General features: G+C 66.9%; 21 protein-coding genes. 15 read left to right on the top strand and 6 right to left on the bottom strand.

Going from position 1 to position 18,934, the window contains the following annotated elements; translation table 11 throughout:
* The first annotated feature begins 3 nt into the window (after positions 1 to 3).
* From phnH to DCM80_RS09300, 8 genes are read left to right on the top strand one after another with little or no spacing between them, the layout of a single operon-like run.
* On the top strand, positions 4 to 612 hold the full coding sequence (phnH, locus tag DCM80_RS09335; RefSeq protein WP_257196698.1) for a phosphonate C-P lyase system protein PhnH: 609 nt from the start codon (positions 4 to 6) through the stop codon (positions 610 to 612).
* A 3-nt stretch (positions 613 to 615) separates the two neighbouring features.
* Positions 616 to 1,719 (top strand): carbon-phosphorus lyase complex subunit PhnI, encoded by a 1,104-nt coding sequence (locus DCM80_RS09330; RefSeq protein ID WP_257196697.1) that lies wholly within the window; start codon positions 616 to 618, stop codon positions 1,717 to 1,719.
* Positions 1,716 to 2,612, top strand: coding sequence for an alpha-D-ribose 1-methylphosphonate 5-phosphate C-P-lyase PhnJ (locus DCM80_RS09325; RefSeq protein WP_257196696.1), 897 nt, complete (start codon positions 1,716 to 1,718; stop codon positions 2,610 to 2,612). Before DCM80_RS09330 ends, DCM80_RS09325 begins: the two co-directional genes overlap by 4 nt.
* Entirely contained in the window at positions 2,605 to 3,402 is a 798-nt protein-coding gene (gene phnK / locus DCM80_RS09320; protein ID WP_257196695.1) for a phosphonate C-P lyase system protein PhnK, read from the top strand. Before DCM80_RS09325 ends, phnK begins: the two co-directional genes overlap by 8 nt.
* Positions 3,403 to 3,424: 22 nt before the next feature.
* Complete coding sequence (phnL, locus tag DCM80_RS09315) at positions 3,425 to 4,123, top strand: phosphonate C-P lyase system protein PhnL (protein ID WP_257196694.1); 699 nt, start codon at positions 3,425 to 3,427, stop codon at positions 4,121 to 4,123.
* Between the two features lie 26 nt (positions 4,124 to 4,149).
* Positions 4,150 to 5,307 (top strand): alpha-D-ribose 1-methylphosphonate 5-triphosphate diphosphatase, encoded by a 1,158-nt coding sequence (locus DCM80_RS09310; RefSeq protein ID WP_257196693.1) that lies wholly within the window; start codon positions 4,150 to 4,152, stop codon positions 5,305 to 5,307.
* On the top strand, positions 5,304 to 5,900 hold the full coding sequence (phnN, locus tag DCM80_RS09305; protein WP_257196692.1) for a phosphonate metabolism protein/1,5-bisphosphokinase (PRPP-forming) PhnN: 597 nt from the start codon (positions 5,304 to 5,306) through the stop codon (positions 5,898 to 5,900). The genes DCM80_RS09310 and phnN overlap by 4 nt, the downstream gene beginning before the upstream one ends.
* 24 nt (positions 5,901 to 5,924) lie before the next feature.
* Entirely contained in the window at positions 5,925 to 6,536 is a 612-nt protein-coding gene (locus tag DCM80_RS09300; protein WP_257196691.1) for a pyridoxamine 5'-phosphate oxidase family protein, read from the top strand.
* Positions 6,537 to 6,696: 160 nt separating this feature from the next.
* Here DCM80_RS09300 and DCM80_RS09295 read toward each other — a convergent pair whose 3' ends face one another.
* The 5 genes from DCM80_RS09295 to DCM80_RS09275 form a co-directional block, all read right to left on the bottom strand.
* Positions 6,697 to 7,428, bottom strand: a complete 732-nt coding sequence (locus tag DCM80_RS09295) for an SDR family NAD(P)-dependent oxidoreductase (RefSeq protein ID WP_257196690.1) — start codon at positions 7,426 to 7,428, stop codon at positions 6,697 to 6,699.
* Positions 7,429 to 7,510: 82 nt separating this feature from the next.
* A complete protein-coding gene (locus DCM80_RS09290; protein WP_257196689.1) occupies positions 7,511 to 8,014 on the bottom strand; it encodes a DUF6496 domain-containing protein in 504 nt (167 codons plus the stop codon).
* A 67-nt stretch (positions 8,015 to 8,081) separates the two neighbouring features.
* Positions 8,082 to 8,864 (bottom strand): alpha/beta fold hydrolase, encoded by a 783-nt coding sequence (locus tag DCM80_RS09285; protein ID WP_257196688.1) that lies wholly within the window; start codon positions 8,862 to 8,864, stop codon positions 8,082 to 8,084.
* 4 nt (positions 8,865 to 8,868) lie between these two features.
* The gene (locus DCM80_RS09280) at positions 8,869 to 10,164 is read right to left on the bottom strand and encodes an O-acetylhomoserine aminocarboxypropyltransferase (protein WP_257196687.1); all 1,296 of its coding nucleotides are present in this window, start codon (positions 10,162 to 10,164) and stop codon (positions 8,869 to 8,871) included.
* 261 nt (positions 10,165 to 10,425) lie between these two features.
* Positions 10,426 to 11,217, bottom strand: coding sequence for an IclR family transcriptional regulator (locus tag DCM80_RS09275; protein WP_257196686.1), 792 nt, complete (start codon positions 11,215 to 11,217; stop codon positions 10,426 to 10,428).
* Between the two features lie 130 nt (positions 11,218 to 11,347).
* Here DCM80_RS09275 and DCM80_RS09270 point away from each other — a divergent pair, with 130 nt between their 5' ends.
* From DCM80_RS09270 to DCM80_RS09240, 7 genes are read left to right on the top strand one after another with little or no spacing between them, the layout of a single operon-like run.
* Positions 11,348 to 12,313 carry a tripartite tricarboxylate transporter substrate binding protein gene (locus DCM80_RS09270; RefSeq protein WP_257196685.1) on the top strand — a complete coding sequence of 322 codons (966 nt, stop codon included), beginning with the start codon at positions 11,348 to 11,350 and terminating at the stop codon, positions 12,311 to 12,313.
* A 3-nt stretch (positions 12,314 to 12,316) separates the two neighbouring features.
* Positions 12,317 to 12,934: a flavin reductase family protein gene (locus DCM80_RS09265; protein ID WP_257196684.1), complete on the top strand. Its 618-nt coding sequence runs from the start codon at positions 12,317 to 12,319 to the stop codon at positions 12,932 to 12,934.
* A 54-nt stretch (positions 12,935 to 12,988) separates the two neighbouring features.
* Positions 12,989 to 13,849, top strand: coding sequence for a fumarylacetoacetate hydrolase family protein (locus DCM80_RS09260; RefSeq protein WP_257196683.1), 861 nt, complete (start codon positions 12,989 to 12,991; stop codon positions 13,847 to 13,849).
* A 3-nt stretch (positions 13,850 to 13,852) separates the two neighbouring features.
* Positions 13,853 to 14,656 carry a 2-oxo-hept-4-ene-1,7-dioate hydratase gene (hpaH, locus tag DCM80_RS09255; RefSeq protein WP_257196682.1) on the top strand — a complete coding sequence of 268 codons (804 nt, stop codon included), beginning with the start codon at positions 13,853 to 13,855 and terminating at the stop codon, positions 14,654 to 14,656.
* A 24-nt stretch (positions 14,657 to 14,680) separates the two neighbouring features.
* Positions 14,681 to 15,076 (top strand): RidA family protein, encoded by a 396-nt coding sequence (locus DCM80_RS09250; protein WP_257196681.1) that lies wholly within the window; start codon positions 14,681 to 14,683, stop codon positions 15,074 to 15,076.
* A gap of 12 nt (positions 15,077 to 15,088) precedes the next feature.
* Positions 15,089 to 15,964 (top strand): amidohydrolase, encoded by an 876-nt coding sequence (locus tag DCM80_RS09245; protein ID WP_257196680.1) that lies wholly within the window; start codon positions 15,089 to 15,091, stop codon positions 15,962 to 15,964.
* Positions 15,965 to 15,993: 29 nt separating this feature from the next.
* Positions 15,994 to 17,676, top strand: a complete 1,683-nt coding sequence (locus DCM80_RS09240; RefSeq protein WP_257196679.1) for a tannase/feruloyl esterase family alpha/beta hydrolase — start codon at positions 15,994 to 15,996, stop codon at positions 17,674 to 17,676.
* Positions 17,677 to 17,703: 27 nt separating this feature from the next.
* On the opposite strand, the gene DCM80_RS09235 is transcribed toward DCM80_RS09240, so the two are convergent.
* Positions 17,704 to 18,711: an LLM class flavin-dependent oxidoreductase gene (locus tag DCM80_RS09235; protein ID WP_257196678.1), complete on the bottom strand. Its 1,008-nt coding sequence runs from the start codon at positions 18,709 to 18,711 to the stop codon at positions 17,704 to 17,706.
* Positions 18,712 to 18,934: the final 223 nt, after the last annotated feature.

Below are 18,934 nucleotides of genomic sequence, written 5' to 3'. Positions count from 1 at the left end.
ATCATGACCACGATTGCCGAATTGCCGCCGGGATTCGCCGACAAGGTGCTGTCGGCACAATCGACCTTTCGCTCGGTGATGGACGCGATGGCGCGGCCTGGCTCGGTCCAGCGCATCGTGCCGATGGCGGGGGCGCCTGATACGATGATGCGCGGCGCCGCCGCGATCGCGCTGACGCTGTTCGACCACGACACGCCGCTCTGGCTCGACGCGCGGATGGCGGCGAACCCGGACGCGGCGAAATGGTTGAAGTTCCACACCGGCGCGCCCTTGGTGCAGGATAGCTCGGTGGCGAGCTTCGCGCTGATCGGCGACGGCGCCGCGCTTCCGCCGCTCGAACGCTTCGCGCTCGGCACCAGCGAATATCCGGATCGCTCCACCACGATCATCCTCCAGGTGGAGAGCCTCGACGCGGGCCGCAGCTTCGAGCTGCGCGGTCCCGGCATCGACGGCGCCGCGAGGCTCGATGCGTCGATCAAGCCGTTCGATCTGTTCGAGCGCCTGCAGGTCAACGAGGCGCTGTTCCCGCGCGGCATCGATGTCGTGCTGGTCGCCGATGACGCATTGGTCGCGATCCCCCGCACCACGCGCGTCGTGAGCAAGGGAAGCTGAAGCATGTATGTCGCAGTCAAAGGCGGCGAACGCGCCATCGACAACGCCCATCGCCTGCTCGCCCACAAGCGGCGCGGCGACCAAAGCGTTCCGGAGGTCACCCTCGACCAGATCTCGCAGCAGCTCGGCCTCGCCGTCGACCGCGTCATGAGCGAAGGCTCGCTCTACGATCGCGAGCTCGCGGCGCTGGCGATCAAGCAGGCCCGCGGCGACCTGATCGAGGCGATCTTCCTGGTCCGCGCCTTCCGCGCCACGTTGCCGCGTTTCGGCGCCAGCGAGCCGGTCGACACCGGCGCGATGCGGGTGCAGCGGCGGGTGTCCTCGACCTTCAAGGATATTCCCGGCGGCCAGATCCTCGGCCCCACCTTCGACTACACGCACCGCCTGCTCGATCCCTCGCTCGCGCAAGGCTTTGCGCCGGAGGCGCCGGCCACGGCCGACGCATCCACGGCGCCGACGCCGCGCGTGACGGATATTCTCGGCCGCGACGGCTTGATCGAATCCTCGCCGCAGGCGGATGAGGGCGCCGGCGTCGGCGATCTCACCCGCGAGCCGCTGAACTTTCCGGCCGATCGCGACCTGCGCCTGCAGAATCTGGCGCGCGGCGACGAAGGCTTTTTGCTGGCGATGGGCTATTCCACCCAGCGCGGCTATGGCCGCAACCATCCCTTTGCCGGCGAGATCCGATTCGGCGAGGTCGAGGTCGAATTCTTTGCGGAGGACGCCGGCTTCGCCGTGCCGCTCGGTGCGATCGAGCTGACCGAATGCCAGATGGTCAACCAGTTCAAGGGCTCCGCAACCGAGGCGCCGTGCTTCACCCGCGGCTATGGCCTCGCCTTCGGCCAGAGCGAGCGCAAGACCATGTCAATGGCGCTGGTCGACCGCGCGCTGCGCGCCCGTGAACTCGGCGAGGAGGTGCGTGCCCCCGCGCAGGACGAGGAATTCGTGATGTCGCATTCGGACAACGTCCAGGCGACCGGCTTCGTCGAGCACCTCAAGCTGCCGCATTATGTCGACTTCCAGTCCGAACTCGGCCTGCTGCGCAAGCTGCGGAAGGAGTTCGCGGATGCCCAAACGCCCGATGCCATGAAGGAGGCCGCGGAATGAACGCGCCGGCCTATAATTTCGCCTATCTCGACGAGCAGACCAAGCGGATGATCCGCCGCGCCATCCTCAAGGCGATCGCGATCCCCGGCTATCAGGTGCCGTTCGCCAGCCGCGAGATGCCGATGCCCTATGGCTGGGGCACCGGCGGCGTGCAGGTCACCGCCGCGATCCTGGGGCCTTCCGACGTCCTCAAGGTGATCGACCAGGGTTCCGACGACACCACCAACGCGATCTCGATCCGGAAATTCTTCGCCAAGACCGCGGGCGTCGCCACCACGACGGCGACGGAGGAGGCGACCGTGATCCAGACCCGTCACCGCATTCCCGAGGCGGCGCTGAGCGAGAACCAGGTCCTGGTCTATCAGGTACCGATCCCGGAGCCGCTGCGCTTCCTCGAACCGCGCGAGACCGAGACGCGGCGCATGCACGCGCTCGCCGAATACGGCCTGATGCACGTGAAGCTCTACGAGGACATCGCCCGCTTCGGCCACATCGCCACCGCCTATGCCTATCCGGTGAAGGTGAACGCGCGCTACGTGATGGATCCGTCGCCGACGCCGAAATTCGACAATCCCAAGATGGACAATTGCCCGGCGCTGCAACTGTTCGGCGCCGGCCGCGAGAAGCGCATCTACGCGATCCCGCCCTACACGCAGGTGGTGTCGCTCGATTTCGAGGATCACCCGTTCGAGCCCTACCGCTTCAACGCGCCCTGCGCGCTGTGCGGCGCGGAGAATTCCTATCTCGACGAGATCGTCACCGACGACAAGGGCAGCCGCATGTTCGTCTGCTCCGACACCGATTATTGCGAGGGCCGGCAGGCCGCCGGCCATCACGGCAGCCTCAGCGCCGCGCCGTACAAGGACAAGGCGCAAGGAGGCGCGAATGGCTGATCCAGAGATGCGCGAGAACGACGAGCCGCTGCTGGTCGCGACATCCCTCAGCAAGTCGTTCGGCCGCATCGCCGCGTGCCGCGACGTCTCGTTCGCGCTCTATCCCGGCGAGGTGCTGGCGATCGTCGGCGAATCCGGCTCCGGCAAGTCGACGTTGCTCCAGCTGCTGTCGGGCCAGCTTGCGGCCAGCGGCGGCCACGTCTCCTACCGCATGCGCGACGGCGTCACCCGCGATCTCGCCACGCTCGGCGAGGCCGAGCGGCGCTTCCTGTTCCGCACCGACTGGGGCTTCGTGCACCAGGATCCCGCGCAGGGCCTGCGCATGGCGGTGTCGGCCGGCGCCAATGTCGGCGAGCGACTGATGGCGGTGGGCTGGAACCATTACGGCCGCATCCGCGACACCGCGTCGGACTGGCTGACCCGGGTCGAGATCGATGTCGCGCGCATCGACGATGCGCCGCGCACCTATTCCGGCGGCATGCGCCAGCGGCTCCAGATCGCGCGCAACCTCGTCACCGAGCCGCGGCTGGTGTTCATGGACGAGCCGACCGGCGGCCTCGACGTCTCCGTGCAGGCCCGCCTGCTCGATCTCCTGCGCAGCCTCGTCGCCGAGCTGCATCTTGCCGTCACCATCGTCACCCACGATCTCGCGGTCGCGCGCCTGTTGTCGCATCGCGTGATGGTGATGAAGGGCGGCCGCGTCATCGAGACCGGTCTCACCGACCAGGTTCTCGACGATCCGCGCGAGCCCTATACGCAACTCCTCGTCTCCTCGATTCTGCCGCCATGAGTCTCTCGATATGGGTTCTGCAATGACCGCCATGATCGACGTCGTCGATGCCAACAAGACCTTCACGATGCACCTGCAGGGCGGCATCGAGCTGCCGGTCGTGCGCGGCGTGACCTTCCAGGTCAATCCGGGCGAGTGCGTGGTGCTGTCGGGTCCGTCGGGCGCCGGCAAGTCGTCGATCCTGAAGATGATCTTCGGCAATTACCGCTGCGACTCCGGCCGGATCGGCATCCGCCATCGCGGCGCGCTGATCGATCTCGCCAGCGCCGAGCCGCGGCAGGTGCTCAACGTCCGCCGCGCCACCATCGGCTATGTCAGCCAGTTCCTGCGGGCGGTGCCGCGCGTTGCCACCATCGACGTCGTCGCCGAGCCGCTGATCGTGAACGGCATGGTCCGCGCCGACGCACAGGCCCGTGCCGGCGAGCTGCTGCATCGTCTCAACATCCCCGAGCGGCTGTGGCGGCTGCCGCCCGCGACCTTCTCCGGCGGCGAGCAGCAGCGCGTCAACATCGCGCGCGGCTTCATCTCGGACCTGCCGATCCTGCTGCTCGACGAGCCGACCGCCTCGCTCGACGCCGCCAACCGCGCCGTCGTAGTCGAGCTGATTGCCGAGAAGAAGTGCCGGGGCGTCGCCATGGTCGCCATTGTCCATGACGACGAAATCCGGCATCTGATTGCCGACCGCATCGTCGACGTCACCAGCTTTGCCGCCGCGGCCTGAGGGACGTGGAATTGAAGGATCTGGAAATGAACGCCAAGCCGAAGGACATTGTGATCGCCAACGCCAGGATCGTGCTGGCCGACCGGGTGATCGAGCAGGGCTGGCTCGCTCTCGCCGATGGCCGCATTGCCGAGATCGGCGAGGGCCGGGCGCCCGCAGGCGCCGAGGATGCCGGCGGCGACCTCATCATGCCGGGCCTGATCGAGCTCCACACCGACCATCTCGAAGCCCATTACGTGCCGCGGCCGAAGGTGTTCTGGAATCCGGTCGCGGCGGTGGTCTCCTATGACGGCCAGCTCGCCACGTCCGGCATCACCACCGTGTTCGATTCGCTCCGGGTCTGGCGCGAGGATGGCGCCGAGGAGGTCGACGGCCGCGCCGGCGTGCTTGCCGCCGCCATCACCACCGCGCGCGAGGCCAGCCTGCTGCGCGCCGATCACTTCCTGCATCTGCGCTGCGAGATCCCGATGCCGAGCGTGGTCGAGGAGGCCAGGGAGCTGATCGACCGTCCCGACGTCAAGCTGATGTCGCTGATGGATCACACCCCCGGCCAGCGCCAGTTCCGCGATGAGGTCAAGCTGCGCGATTATTATCGCGGCAAGGGCGGCGGCAAGACCGATGCCGAGCTCGACGAGCTGTTCGCCAAGCGGTTCGAGTACCAGAAACTATATGCCGCAACCAATATGCGCGAGATCGTGGCGCTGGCGCATCAGTACGACATCCCGCTCGCCAGCCACGACGACACCACCGAGGAGAACGTCGCGGATGCCGTGCGCGACCGCGTCTCGGTTGCGGAATTCCCGACCACGCTGGAAGCCGCGCGCGCCTTGCACCAGGCCGGCATCGACATCCTGATGGGCGCGCCGAACGTCGTGCGCGGCGGCTCGCATTCCGGCAACATCGCTGCGGTCGATCTCGCCCGCGAAGGCCTGCTCGATATCCTGTCGTCGGACTACATCCCCTCGAGCCTCCTGATGGGCGCGCTGCAACTGCCCAACCATGTCCCGGCCATCAGCCTTCCCGATGCGATCCGCACCGTGACGAAGGCGCCGGCCGAGGCGGTCGGCCTCACCGATCGCGGCGAGGTCGCGACCGGCAAGCGCGCCGATCTGATCCGCGTGCATGTTGCAGGAGACGTTCCCGTGGTCCGCAGCGTCTGGCGCGAGGGACACCGGGTCGCATGAGCGAGACCGCGACCACGGCCGAGGAGAAAGCAGGGGCGATCGGCCCCGGCCGGCTCGTGCTCGTGGTCGGCCCCAGCGGCGCCGGCAAGGACACGCTGCTGCGGCTGGCGCAGGCGGCCTGCGCCAGTGATCCCGGCGTCGTGTTTCCGCGCCGGGCCGTGACGCGCGAATCCTCCGCCGACGAGGACAACGTCGCGCTGACGTCGGATGAATTCCGCCGGGCCCGCGAGCACGGCGATTTCGCCGTGCACTGGGACGCACACGGTCATTCCTACGCGCTGCCGCGCGACATCGACGACCATATCAGCGCCGGACGCACGGTCGTCGCCAACGTCTCGCGCACGGTGATCGGCAGGTTGCGCCAGACCTATGTCAATGTCGTGGTGGTCGCGATCACGGCACCGCCCGAGGTGCTGGCGCAACGGCTCGCCGCACGGGCGCGGCAGAGCGATGGCGATCTTGCCGAACGTCTCACCCGCAGTATCGACGACACGACGGCGCAGGCCGATATCACCATCCTCAACGCCGGCCGCGCAGAGGATCACAGCCGCGAGCTCGTGCGCGTCATCAGGAGCGAAGGCCGGCAGGAATAGCCGGTCCACCACGGAGAGAACGGAATGTCGGTGATCGAAACGGTCGAGCAGCTAGAGGCCATCTACGGCGCCACCAATGACGCCTCGACCGTGAAAGTCGCTGACCACGTCACGCCGCTCTATCGTGTCTTCGTCGAGAAGGCGCCGTTCGCCGCGCTCGCCACCATTGGGCCGGAAGGTATCGACTGCTCGCCGCGCGGCGACCTGCCCGGCTTCGTCCGTGTCCACGATCCCAAGACGCTGATGCTGCCGGACCGCCGCGGCAACAACCGGGTCGATTCGCTGCGCAACATCGTGCGCGATCCCAGGGTGTCGCTGATGTTTCTGATCCCCGGCTCAGGCAATGCGGTCCGCGCCAATGGCCGCGCGCATCTCTCGATCGATCCCGAGCTCCTGGCCTCGTTCAAGGTCGAAGGCAAGGCGCCGCGCAGCGTCATGGTCATGCATGTCGACGAGATCTACTTCCAGTGCGCCCGCGCCATCGTGCGCTCCGACCTCTGGAATCCCGACAAGCGCATCGACCCCAAGACGCTGCCGACGCCGGGCCAGATCCTCGCCGAGATGAGCGATAACAAGGTCGGCGGCGCGGAGTATGACCGCGCCTGGCCCGAGCGGGCGGCTGCGACGATGTGGTGAGGGCCAATCGACGAGTCCGGAATTGTAGGGTAGGCAAAGGCGCACTTGCGCCGTTCCCACGAGTTCTCTCTAGTTACACGCAAATCGTGGGCACGCTGCGCTTTGCCCACCCTACGGCACCTCCCGAGCCTGGCGGCGGCGTACGCGTCGCCGCTTCCCCTCAATTAAACGCCATCCCGCCGCTGAGCGCCACGGTCTGCCCGGTCATGTAGGCATTGTCGACCAACAGCATCACCGCTTTCGCCACCTCCTCCGCCGTGCCGAAGCGGCCGAGCGGGATGCGGCTGACGAGTTGGGGCTGGCTGCTCATCATGTCGGTCTCGATCAGCGACGGCGCCACTGCGTTGACGGTAACGCCCTCCTTCACCAGCCGCGCGGCATAGCCTCGTGTGAGGCCTTCCATGCCGGCCTTGGACGCATTGTAGTGCGGGCCGATCGAGCCGGCACCGCGCGCCGCGCCCGAGGAGATGTTGACGATGCGGCCCCATTTCCTCGATCGCATCGACGGCAGCACGGCCTGCGTGCACAGGAAGGCGGATTTCAGGTTGACCAGGATGGTGCGGTCGAAATCGTCTTCGGTGAGATCGTCGATGCCGCGCGTGATGGCGATGCCGGCATTGTTGACCAGGATGTCGACCGGCCCGAGCCCGGCCGTCACCCGCTCGACCATTCCGGCCACGGCCTCGCGCTGCGAGACGTCAGCAGCGACGACGATGGCGCGGCCGCTCTGCTTGACGATCTCGCCAGCCAGCTGCTCGGCCTGCCCGATCTGCTCGCGGCAATTGATCGCCACGGCAGCGCCTGCTTCCGCCAGCGCGCGACAGACCGCGGCGCCGATCCCGCGCGAGCCGCCGGTCACGAGCGCGGTGCGCCCCTTCAGAGTCTCTGACATGCAAGCTCCGATTCATGCGATGGACGGCCGGATCGTCAGGCGGCAGCCGCTGGCGTTCAACTCACAAGGTCGCTAGAGGGCATCAACTCCGGCGGCGCGCCCTGGTGCGCGCTGCCTTCTTTGCTGCGGCGGAGCGGACCTTGGCGCCCTTGGTGTGGCTCGCCTTGCGCGCAGCCGCTGAGCGCGAGGCAGCGCTTCGCCCGCTCGCGGCACGCTTGCCCTGCTTGGACAGTGCACTCCGCGACGCCGTCGAGCGCGGTTCCTTCTTCAGCACGCCTTCGACGGCGCGCGACACCTTCGGCCGGCGCTTCGGTGTGCGTTTGCCCTGGCCGACCTCATAGGCGTATTTGGCGCTGCGGCGCGTCGATTTCTTGGTGCGTCCCTTGCGTGGTGGCGGCAGGTCGACGCCGGCGCGGCGTGCTTCGGACAGGCCGATCGCGATGGCCTGCTTGGTCGAGCGTGCGCCGTGCTTGCCCTTCCTGATCCTGTCGATCTCGTCCTTGACGAATTCGCCGGCCTGCGTGCTCGCCGACTTGCCGGCGCGCTTGTCCTGCCTGGCTTTGCGAATGACTTCCTGTCTTGGCATGGTCGAGTTCCCTTCTTGATTGAGAAGGATGTCTCACCGCAACGCGCAAGGCAGAAGATCGATCCAGTCAGTACCTCAGCGCCGCCAGCAGCTCGTCCGGACGTTCGGCCATGATCATGTGACCGGCGCCGCGCACCACGACGGTCTTCGCATGCGGGATCGCGGCCGCAAGCGCCTTGCCCGCCTTCGCCGGCGTCATCATGTCCCGCTCGCCGAGGATTAGCGTTGTCGGCACCTTGACGCTCGCCGCGGCGGCAAGCGCATTCGTGTAGGAATTGCACGCGGACAGATCCTTGAACAGCACGCCCGGCTCGCACGCCTTCAGCACCGCCTGCGCGCCGCCATGCATCCACAGGCCCGGCGCGAGGCTGCCGCCGAGCTCGGCGTTGAAGCCGAGGCCCCAGATCGAGACCATGTCGTTGGCATCCTGCGAGTTGGCCTCGGCGGCCTTCAGCAGATCCGCACCCACCGTCATGGTCGCGGCGGTGCCGATCAGGCTCAGCGCGGAGACCTTGTCGGGATGCCGGGCGGCGGTCTCCAGCGAGATCAGCGAGCCCATGGAATGGCCGATCAGATGCGCCTTCGAGCTGCCTGCCGCATCGAGCAGCGTCGCGGTCCAGTCCGCCATCTCGGCGATGCTGCCGAGCGAAGGTCCGGCCGAGCGGCCGTGACCGGGCAGATCTGGCGCCAGCACGCCGAAGCCGTGATGGGCGAACCAGCGCGTATGCAGCGCCCAGGTCGAATGGTCGAAGCCGGCGCCGTGGATGAACACGACCGCAGGCAGGGACTTGTCGAAGTCGCGGCCGCCGGTTGCGACGAACACATCAGCGCCGTTGACGGAGAGCTTCATGGTGTCAGACCTTCTGCGAGATGCGCAGCGCCTGCGCCAGATCGTCGATGATGTCGCTTGCGGTCTCGATGCCGACCGAGAGCCGCACCAGCTCCTCGCCGATGCCGGCCGCCTTGAGCTGTTCGGCGTCCATCTGCTGATGCGTGGTCGAAGCGGGATGGATCACCAGCGTCTTGGCATCGCCGACATTGGCGAGATGGCTGATCATGCGCAGGCTCTCGATGAATTTGCGCCCGGCGGGCCGTCCGCCCTTGATGCCGAAGGAGATGATCGAGCCGGCGCCGCGCGGCAGCAGCTGCTTGGCGAGCTGATAATCCGCATGCGTCTCCAGCGAGGGATGCAGCACCCAGTCGACCGCCTTGTTGGACTTCAGGGCTTCCAGCACGAGGTGGGTGTTCTGCATGTGGCGGTCCATGCGCACGCCCAGCGTCTCGACGCCCTGCAGCAGCTGGAATGCGTTGGTCGGCGACAGGCAGGCGCCGAAATCGCGCAGGCCTTCGGTCCGGGCGCGCATGATGAAGGCCGCCGTGCCGAACTGCTCGTCGAAGACGATGCCATGATAGCCGCCATAGGGCTCGGTCAGCACGCCGAACTTGCCGGAAGAGCGCCAGTCGAAGCGGCCGCCGTCGATGATCGCACCGCCGATCGCGATACCGTGGCCGCCGATCCATTTGGTCGCCGAATGCATGACGATGTCGGCGCCGAGCTCGATCGGCCGGCTGAGATAGGGCGTGGCAAAGGTGTTGTCGATCAGCAGCGGAATCTTCGCGTCATGCGCGATCTGCGCGACCTTGGGGATGTCGAGCACTTCCAGCCCGGGATTGCCGATGGTCTCGCCGATGACGAGCTTCGTGTTCGGCTTGATGGCGCTGCGGAACGCCTCGAGATCGCGCGGCTTGACGAACGTGGTGGTGATGCCGAAGCGCGGCAGCGTGTGCGCCAAGAGGTTGATGGTGCCGCCATAGAGCGAGCTCGACGCCACGATGTGATCGCCGGCATTGAGCAGCGTCGCGATCGCCAGGTGCAGCGCGGCCATGCCGCTCGCGGTGCAGATCGCGCCGACGCCGCCTTCGAGCGCGGCGAGCCGCTCCTCCAGCACGCCGGTGGTCGGATTGGAGATGCGCGTATAGATGTGGCCGGCGCGCTCCAGGTTGAACAGCGCCGCGGCGTGATCGGAATCCTGGAACACGTAGGACGTGGTCTGGTAGATCGGCACCGCCCGGGCGCCGGTCACGGGATCCGGATGCTGGCCCGCATGCAGGCTCAGGGTCTCGAAGGCAGGCGGTTTTGGCGCGGGCATGCATGGCCTCGTTGGTCGGTCGGCGGTGGGGGCGTTGTGCCACAGAATGGCGTGCGAAGTCAGCCATTGACAGTGCCGCCAAGACGGTGCGCTCCCTCCCCCGCTTGCGGGGGAGGGTTGGGGAGAGGGTGTCTCCGCGTTGGGATTGTCGAGGATCGCAGCGCATGTCCCTGCGTGGTGAGAGCCCTCACCCGCCGCGCTCTGCGAGCGCGTCGGCCTCTCCCGCAAGCGGGAGAGGCGAAGAAGCGCCGCCGTCCATGCCTATCCCCCGATCGCCTGCTCGATGATCTTCGCCTCCCGCAACAAGATCTCCGCGACCTCCTGCTCGCGCCTTGGGCCGAGCCGCGTTCGCACTGCGGAGACGGTCATGGCCGCGGCGGGGCGGCCGTCCGGGGTCTTGATCCAGGTCGAGATCGATTTCGTGCCCTGCACGAGGCCGATCTCTCTCATGCCGTATCCCAGCCGCCGCGCGGCGGTGATCTCGCCGAGCACCGTCGCCGTATCGGTCCGGTAAGCCTCGAACCGCTTCTCGTTGGCCGCGACGATCTTTCGCGCCTCCTGCGCCGGCATCGCGGCCAGGATGGCGACGCCCGCGCTGGAGACGCCGAGCGGTCGCCGCGCGCCGACCTCGATCGACAGCACCTGGATCGGGTAGACGCCGATCCTGCGGTCGACGCACAGCGTGTCGTTGCCGGTGCGCACGGTCAGGAACAGCGTGTCGCCGATCTCGGCGGAGGCGCGCCGCAGCGACGGACTGGCGGCAATCAGCAGCCGCGAGGGGCGCGGCCGCGCCAGCGCCAGCTCCGGCACCTGGTTGCCGATCGCGTAGCGGCCGCTGCGCGCGTTGCGCTCGACGATGCCTTCCTCGATCAGCACGTGGACGATGCGATGCACGGTCGGGCGGGTGAGGCCGGTCGCCTGCACGACCTCGGCCAATGGCACACCGTCTTCGCGGCCTGCGGCAAGGATGCGCAGCACCGCGAGCGCGCGCCGGATCGCCTGTGCGCCCTGCCGCGGTGGTGTCGTATCGTGAGCGATCTTGGTTCTGTCCATAATATGGACAACAACGCCACAATTCACTCGACAGGTAAAGCGCGCGTCTGGAGATTGCCGCGGAATCGAGTTGCCCTGCGGAACGGCAGGGCACTCGGCAAGAAATTGAAGCGCTGCCCGGGAGGTTAACATGAGATTAATCTGGATTGCCATAGCTGCCGCTGCCGCGATGCTGACGGCCCCCGCGTCGGGCCAGCAATGGCCGGCGCGCAACGTCAAGCTGATCGTGCCTTATCCCGCCGGCGGCAACGTCGACAGCGCCGCGCGCATCGTCGCCGACAAGCTGCAGGAAAAGCTCGGCCAGCCCTTCGTCATCGAGAACAAGGCCGGCGCCGGCGGCATGATCGCGGGCGAAGCCTTCGCCAAGTCCGCGCCTGACGGCTACACGCTGTTCGTCGGCGCCAACGGTCCGGTGCTGTTCGCGACCGAGATCAACAAGCGCGACGCCTATAATTGGAAGAAGGACTTCCTACCGATCTCGACCATCTCGATGACGCCGCTGGTGCTCGAGGTGCATCCGTCGGTGCCGGCGACGACGCTCAAGGAATTCCTCGATCTCGCCAAGCGCGAGCCCGGCAAGCTGACCATGGCCTCGCCCGGCCCCGGCACCACCAACCACCTGCTCAGCGAACTGATGCAGTCGAACCTCGGCGTGCAATGGGTCACCGCGCATTATCGCGGCAATGCGCCGGCGATCAACGATCTCCTGGGCGGCCAGGTGCAGTTCGCCTTCGACCAGCTCACGGTCAGCCTGCAGCACATCAAGGCCGGCCTGTTCCGCGCCCTCGCCGTCACCAGCCCGCACCGGCTGAAGTCGCTGCCTGACGTGCCGACCTTCGCCGAGCTCGGCTACAAGGATTTCGACGGCCAGACCTTCACCGGCCTGTTCGCGCCCGCGGGCACACCGGCGCCCGTCATCGACAAGCTGCACGAGACGCTGCTCGCGATCCTGAAGGACCCCGCCGTGGTCGACAAGTTCGAGAAGCTCGGCGGCGAGGCCACGCCGATGACGCCGGCCGAATTCAAGGCTTATCTCGAGCGCGAGGACGCCAAGTGGATTCCGGTCGTGCGCAAGGCCAACATCAGGGCGGACTGATCGATGCGGATCGATCCCACCGAGCTCGGCGCGGAGCGCATCTACCGGCTGATGACCGGCATCGTGGTGCCGCGCCCAATCGCGTGGGTCACGAGCCTGTCAGCTAAGGGCGTGCTCAACCTCGCCCCGTTCAGCGCCTTCACCTTCGTCTCGCAGAAGCCGCCGATGCTCGCCATCAGCGTCGGCCGCAAGGGCGCCGACTACAAGGACACCGCGCACAACATCCTCGACACCGAGGAATACGTCATCCACATCGCCGATACCCCGCTGATGAATGCGGTGCACGACAGCTCGGTCGAGCATCCGCCTGAAATTAGCGAGGTCGAGCATCTCGGCCTGGAGACGCTGCCCTGCGATCGCATCAAGGTGCGCCGGCTCGCCGCCGCGCCCGTGGCGATGGAGTGCCGTTTCCGGCAATGCCTCGAATTCGGTGATGCCAAGAGCCGGCTCATCGTCGGCGAGGTCGTGATGTTCCATTTGCGCGACGGCCTCGTGAACGACGGCAAGGTCGAAACCAGGGCGCTCGATCCGATCGCGCGCATCGGCGGTCCCCGCTACGCCCGCCTCGGCGAGATCGTGACGCTGAACACGGTGTTCCAGACGCCCAAATCGAAAGACTGAGCGCGCGGGCCGGTCGCCGGCCCGGCCGCCTCGACATTCATCGGAGAAATGACCATGCGACTCCTGAGCTATCTCCTGGACGGAGAGCCGCGTTATGGCGCAGCCGTCGAAGGCGGCGTCGTCGATCTCACCAGGCGGATCGGCCGTGACTATTCCGACGTCAAGGCGCTGATCGCGGCCAACGCGCTAGCCGACGCGCAGGAAGTCGTTGCCGGACAGAAGCCTGATTACGCGCTGGACGAGCTCGTCCTGCTGCCGCCGGTGCTGGCGCCGGAGAAGCTCTGGTGCATCGGCGTCAACTACGCCGAGCGCAACGCCGAATACAAGGACAGTTCGGACCTGCCCAAATATCCCAGCCTGTTCGTGCGCAGCATGTCGTCGATGACCGGCTCCGACCAGCCGCTGGAGAAGCCTGAGGTCTCCGACCAGCTCGACTACGAAGGCGAGCTCGTCATCGTGATCGGGCAGGGTGGTCGTCACATTCCGCGCGACCAGGCGTGGTCGCACATCTTCGGCATGACGCTGTGCAACGAGGGTACGATCCGCGACTGGTTGCGCCACGGCAAGTTCAACGTCACGCAGGGCAAGAATTTCGATCGCTCCGGCAGCATCGGCCCGTGGATCGTCACGTCGGACGAGCTCGACCCCCGCGGTCCGCACGACATCGTCACACGCGTCAACGGGGAAGTACGGCAGCAGGACACGACTGAGCGGCTGATGTTCCCGTTCGACTTCCTGATCTCCTATCTCTCCACCTTTGCGACGCTCAAGCCCGGCGACATGATCGTGACGGGCACACCGACCGGGGCGGGCGCGCGCTTCGATCCGCCGCGCTGGCTGAAGGTCGGCGACGTCGTCGAGGTCGAGTCGCGCCGCATCGGCGTGCTGCGCAACAAGGTCGTCGCGGAGAGCTAGATCATGCTGGACACTGCGACGATCGAACGCCTTGCCGCGCGCCTCGACGAGGCCGAGCGCACGAAATCGCTGATCCCGATGTTCTCGAAGGAGTATCCGGATTTCAGCATCGAGGATGCCTACGCGGTCCAGCGCGCCTGGACCAAGCTCCAGCTCGGCCGCGGCCGCATCATCAAGGGTCACAAGATCGGCCTGACCTCGAAGGCGATGCAGAACGCGGTCGGCATCTCCGAGCCTGACTACGGCGTGCTGTTCGCCGACATGTTCTACGCCGATGCGACCCCGATCCCGTTCGATCGCTTTCACGCGCCGCGGATCGAGGTCGAGCTCGCCTTCGTGCTGAAGGCGCCGCTGCGCGGGCCCGACTGCACCATCTTCGACGTGCTCAACGCCACCGACTACGTCACGCCCGCGCTGGAGATCCTGGAGACGCGCATGCATCGCGTCGATCCCGAGACCGGCAAGACCCGCAAGGTCATGGACACCATCTCGGACAATGCGGCCAATGCCGCGCTGGTGCTCGGCGGCCGGCCGATCCGCTCGATGGATGCCGATCTGCGCTGGATCGGCGCGCTCTTGTTCCGCAACGGCGAGGTCGAGGAGACCGGCCTTGCCGCCGGCGTCCTCAATCATCCTGCCAACGGCATCGCCTGGCTCGCCAACCGCCTCGCGCCGCATGACGAGCATCTCGAGGCCGGCGAAGTGGTGCTGGCGGGATCGTTCACGCGGCCGGTCGATATCCGCCGCGGCGACACCTTTCATGCCGACTACGGTCCGTTCGGCTCGGTGTCGTGCCAGTTCGTCTGAACCAACAATAAAAGGGAGCGCACCATGACAAGTCAGAAGCGGCGCCAGAGCATCCACATCGGCGGCTTCAAGCACGTCAACCCGATTCCGAACGCCTGCCGCATCGGCAATCTCGTGATGTCGGGCGTCATCCTCGGCCGCGACCCCGCGACCAATGCGATGCCCGAAAGCCTCGAGGCGCAATGCGCCAACATGTTCGCGCACATGAAGGCGACGGTGGAGGCCGCGGGCGGCAGCACGGACGACATCATCAAGATGACGGTGTGGCTGAAGGACCGCGGCAACCGCGGGCCCATCAACGTCGAATGGCTCAAGATGTTTCCGGACGAGCATTCGCGCCCGGCGCGCCACGCGCTGCCGATGGACAACATGGATGGCGGCGCGCTGGTGCAGTGCGACTTCACCGCCGTGATCGACTGAAGGAGCGCTTGCATGCCGACCTATCTGCCGTTCGATCCCAATCCCCGCCGCCCCCTGAAGGCGCCGCCGCCGAAGACCGTCGACAGCCAGTTCCACGTGCTGGGTCCGATCGACAAATATCCGGAGCGCCCCGGCGCGGCCTATCGGATGCCGAGTGCGACCTGGGAAGCGGCGCTGCGCATGCACAAGACGCTCGGCATCGAGCGCGGCATCATCGTGCAGACCACGACCTATGGCGCCGATCACGCCGTCGTGCTCGACGGGCTCGAAGCGATGGGGCCGAACTATCGCGGCTGCGCCAACGCGCTGGTGTTCGCCGAGGCGAACGATGCCTATCTCGCCAAGCTGCATGCTTCAGGCGTGCGCGGCGCGCGCTTCAGCTTCCGCCAGGAGCTCGGCGCCGTGCTGTCGGACGCCGATTTCGCCCGTGCCATCGCGCGCATCCGCGAACTCGGCTGGTACGCCAAGATCCAGCCCGAGAAGGACGGCATCATGTCGAGCGTCGCCAAGTACGAGAACCTCGACGTTCCCGTGCTGATCGACCACATGGCGCGGCCTGACCCCGAGGCCGGCAGCAACGATCCCAACCTGCGCAAGATGCTCGAGTTGCTCAAGAAGGGCAATTTCTGGGTCATGCTGTCGCTCGGCGAGAAGACTTCGAAGACCGGCGCGCCTTACGACGACGTGATCCCGATCGCGCGCGCCTATATCGAAGCCGCAATCGACCGCTGCGTCTGGGCCAGCGACTGGCCGCATCCGGTCTCGGTCAAGCAGCCGCCGAACGATGCCGACCTGCTTGAGCTGATGTACCGCTACGCGCCTGATCAGGCCGAGCTGGAGAAGATTCTCGTGCACAATCCGGCAAAGCTTTTCGGGTTTGCGGATTAGCCGGAGCGTCTGCGATCGGAGGTTGTCGGATGATCGTCTCGGTACGGAAAAGGCTGCATCGTCAGGTCTGGCAGGCCGCGCTTGGCTGCATCGCGGGCGTCGTCGCCATCGCGTCTCCGGCGGCCGGCGGCGACACGATCTCGCCCGTGACGGCATGCGACCGGCTCAAGGCGGAAGCCGGCGCGGCGATGCGTGTCAGCGAGGCGCAACAGCGGCCGGCGGCGAGCGGCTTGCCCGCGCATTGCGAGGTGATCGCTCATCTGGACGAGCGAACCGTCGCCGACGGCCAGAAGTTTGCGATCGGCCTGCATCTCAGATTGCCGGAGGCATGGAACGGCCGCTTCGTGTTTCAAGGGCAGGGCGGCACTGACGGCGTCCTCGGCAACGGAGACGCACAGCCCGGCGGCGGACAGCCGAGCGCGCTCAACCAGGGCTACGCGACGGTTACGACGGATGCCGGCCACAGCAATGCGCCCGGCCCGCTCGGAGGCGCCAGCTTCGGCCTCGATCCGCAGGCGCGCATCGATTTCGGCTATCGCGCCGACGACGTCGTGACCCGGCGCGCGAAGCAATTTATCCAGACTTATTACGGTCGCTTGCCGCGCTATTCCTACTTCCTCGGCTGTTCCAATGGCGGGCGGCACGGCATGGTGGTGACGCAACGCTTTCCGGATCATTTCGACGGGGTCGCGGCGGGCGCGCCCGCTTTTCGAATGCCCGAGAAGGGCCTTGCAGGCGCTGCAGCGACGCAAGCCTTCGCGGCGATCTCGCCCAAGGCATCGGACGGCCGTCCGATCCTGGCGCAGGCCTTGTCGCAGGCCGACATGGATCTGCTCTCCAGGGCGATCGTTCAATCCTGCGATGCAACCGACGGACTTGCCGACGGCATCATCGACAACGTGGCCGCGTGCCGTTTCTCCCCGCGCACGCTGCAATGTCCCGTCGAAAAGACCGCGAGCTGTCTGTCCTCGACGCAGGTCGCAGCGCTCGAAACCTATTTCGACGGACCGACCACGGCACAAGGTCGCCGGATCTATGCGTCCTATCCCTATGATGCCGGCATTGCCACGGAGGGATGGCGGCGCTGGATTCTCGGCACAGCGCCCGACAGCCGCGTCAACGCCTTCAACGTGTCCTTTGGCGCAACCTTGGCCTACCTCTATATGACGCCGCCGCAAGCGCCCCTGGCCAGCGAAGCGGAGGCCGTTTACGACTTCTATCGCTCCGTCGACGTCACGGAGGCCCATGCAAGAATCTTCGGCACCAGCGCGGCGATGCCCGAGAGCTCGGTGCAGACGATCTCGGCCAATTCGGTCGATCTTTCCGGCTTCCGTGCGCGGCGTGGCAAGCTGTTGCTCTATCACGGCGTCAGCGATCCCACTTTCTCCGCGCTTGATACCGTGGATTGGTACAAGCGCCTCACGAACGCGGTGGGCGGAGAGAGGGAGACGGCCGACTTTGCCCGGCTCTTCCTCGTGCCGGGCATGAACCATTGCTCGGGAGGTCCCGCCACCGACAGTTTCGACGTGCTGACACCGCTGGTCGCGTGGGTCGAGCAGGGACGCGCGCCCGAGCGCATCGAGGCCCGCGCGGGTGCGAAAACGCCTTGGCCGGACCGTAGCCGGCCGCTGTGTCCCTATCCGCGCCAGGCGCGCTATCTCGGCCACGGCAGCATCGAGCAGTCCGAGAACTTCACCTGCGCCGCGCCTTAGGCGGCCGCGAGGCGAGGCGGACCGGGCTCACGCGACCGGTTGTTTCGCGATCCGGTCCCGCACCGCGGCCGCAATCTCGAACGAGCGCAGCCGTGCGGCATGATCGTAGATCTGCCCGGTGGTGATCAATTCGTCCGCGCCGGTCTCGGCGATCAGTGCCTTCAGCTTGGCTTCGACCACATCGGGCGAGCCGACCGCGGTGCAGGACAGCGACTGGCCGACCATGGCCTTCTCCGCCGGCGACCACAGCGCGTCCATGTCGCCAGTCGGCGGCGGCAGCGGGCCCGGCGTGCCACGGCGCAGGTTGATGAACGCCTGCTGCAGCGAGGAGAACATGCGCTGCGCCGCTTCGTCCGTGTCTGCTGCGAATACGTTGACGCCGATCATCGCATAGGGTTTTTCGAGCTGTGCCGACGGCTCGAACCGCGCGCGATATTCGCGCAGCGCCGGCATCATCATCTGCGGCGCGAAATGCGAGGCGAAGGCAAACGGCAGGCCCAGCATCGCCGCCAGCTGCGCGCCGAAGGTGCTCGATCCCAAAATCCACAGCGGCACCTTGGTGCCCATGCCGGGCACCGCGCGGATCGCCTGGTTCGGCTGCACGTCGCCGAGCAGCGCCTGCAGCTCCAAGACGTCCTGCGGAAAATTCTCGGACGTGGTCGCGAGGTCCCGTCGCAGCGCCCGCGCGGTGAACTGGTCGGTGCCGGGCGCCCGCCCGAGCCCGAGATCGATCCGGCCGGGATAGAGCGATTCCAGCGTGCCGAACTGCTCGGCGATCACCAGCGGCGAATGGTTCGGCAGCATGATGCCGCCGGAGCCGACGCGGATCGTCCTGGTGCCGCCGGCGATGTGAGCGATCACCACGGATGTCGCCGCGCTCGCGATCCCCGTCATGTTGTGATGCTCGGCCAGCCAGAACCGCTTGTAGCCCCAGCCTTCCGCATGTCGGGCGAGGTCGAGCGAATTGCGGAAGGCCTGCGCGGCATCGCCGCCCTGGCAAATCGGCGCGAGGTCGAGCACGGAGAAAGGGATCATGTGGGGGGTACCGGGTGGAGGGCTGCGCCATCACATGTAGTGTCGGTGCGCCGGATCGGTAGGGTACTTGCGAAACCGATCATGCTCCGCCGCTGATCGCGGCCTCGACGCGATTCGCTGCGCTTGCTCTATCCGACGCATCCGTCGCCCTTCCGTTCACAACACTGTTATTGCGACCTATGGCGCCGTCCGTTCCAACTGGGCGTTTCCCGCCTGTTGCTGT

The organism is Bradyrhizobium sp. WBOS08 (assembly GCF_024585125.1).
In the GTDB taxonomy this organism is placed as follows: domain Bacteria; phylum Pseudomonadota; class Alphaproteobacteria; order Rhizobiales; family Xanthobacteraceae; genus Bradyrhizobium; species Bradyrhizobium japonicum_B.
This window is presented reverse-complemented; position numbering and strand designations above follow the sequence as displayed.

Coding starts and splice junctions, on each gene's coding strand:
- phnH (WP_257196698.1), top strand. CDS start 4: ATGACCACGATTGCCGAATTGCCGCCGGGATTCGCCGACAAGGTGCTG.
- DCM80_RS09330 (WP_257196697.1), top strand. CDS start 616: ATGTATGTCGCAGTCAAAGGCGGCGAACGCGCCATCGACAACGCCCAT.
- DCM80_RS09325 (WP_257196696.1), top strand. CDS start 1,716: ATGAACGCGCCGGCCTATAATTTCGCCTATCTCGACGAGCAGACCAAG.
- phnK (WP_257196695.1), top strand. CDS start 2,605: ATGGCTGATCCAGAGATGCGCGAGAACGACGAGCCGCTGCTGGTCGCG.
- phnL (WP_257196694.1), top strand. CDS start 3,425: ATGACCGCCATGATCGACGTCGTCGATGCCAACAAGACCTTCACGATG.
- DCM80_RS09310 (WP_257196693.1), top strand. CDS start 4,150: ATGAACGCCAAGCCGAAGGACATTGTGATCGCCAACGCCAGGATCGTG.
- phnN (WP_257196692.1), top strand. CDS start 5,304: ATGAGCGAGACCGCGACCACGGCCGAGGAGAAAGCAGGGGCGATCGGC.
- DCM80_RS09300 (WP_257196691.1), top strand. CDS start 5,925: ATGTCGGTGATCGAAACGGTCGAGCAGCTAGAGGCCATCTACGGCGCC.
- DCM80_RS09295 (WP_257196690.1), bottom strand. CDS start 7,428: ATGTCAGAGACTCTGAAGGGGCGCACCGCGCTCGTGACCGGCGGCTCG.
- DCM80_RS09290 (WP_257196689.1), bottom strand. CDS start 8,014: ATGCCAAGACAGGAAGTCATTCGCAAAGCCAGGCAGGACAAGCGCGCC.
- DCM80_RS09285 (WP_257196688.1), bottom strand. CDS start 8,864: ATGAAGCTCTCCGTCAACGGCGCTGATGTGTTCGTCGCAACCGGCGGC.
- DCM80_RS09280 (WP_257196687.1), bottom strand. CDS start 10,164: ATGCCCGCGCCAAAACCGCCTGCCTTCGAGACCCTGAGCCTGCATGCG.
- DCM80_RS09275 (WP_257196686.1), bottom strand. CDS start 11,217: ATGGACAGAACCAAGATCGCTCACGATACGACACCACCGCGGCAGGGC.
- DCM80_RS09270 (WP_257196685.1), top strand. CDS start 11,348: ATGAGATTAATCTGGATTGCCATAGCTGCCGCTGCCGCGATGCTGACG.
- DCM80_RS09265 (WP_257196684.1), top strand. CDS start 12,317: ATGCGGATCGATCCCACCGAGCTCGGCGCGGAGCGCATCTACCGGCTG.
- DCM80_RS09260 (WP_257196683.1), top strand. CDS start 12,989: ATGCGACTCCTGAGCTATCTCCTGGACGGAGAGCCGCGTTATGGCGCA.
- hpaH (WP_257196682.1), top strand. CDS start 13,853: ATGCTGGACACTGCGACGATCGAACGCCTTGCCGCGCGCCTCGACGAG.
- DCM80_RS09250 (WP_257196681.1), top strand. CDS start 14,681: ATGACAAGTCAGAAGCGGCGCCAGAGCATCCACATCGGCGGCTTCAAG.
- DCM80_RS09245 (WP_257196680.1), top strand. CDS start 15,089: ATGCCGACCTATCTGCCGTTCGATCCCAATCCCCGCCGCCCCCTGAAG.
- DCM80_RS09240 (WP_257196679.1), top strand. CDS start 15,994: ATGATCGTCTCGGTACGGAAAAGGCTGCATCGTCAGGTCTGGCAGGCC.
- DCM80_RS09235 (WP_257196678.1), bottom strand. CDS start 18,711: ATGATCCCTTTCTCCGTGCTCGACCTCGCGCCGATTTGCCAGGGCGGC.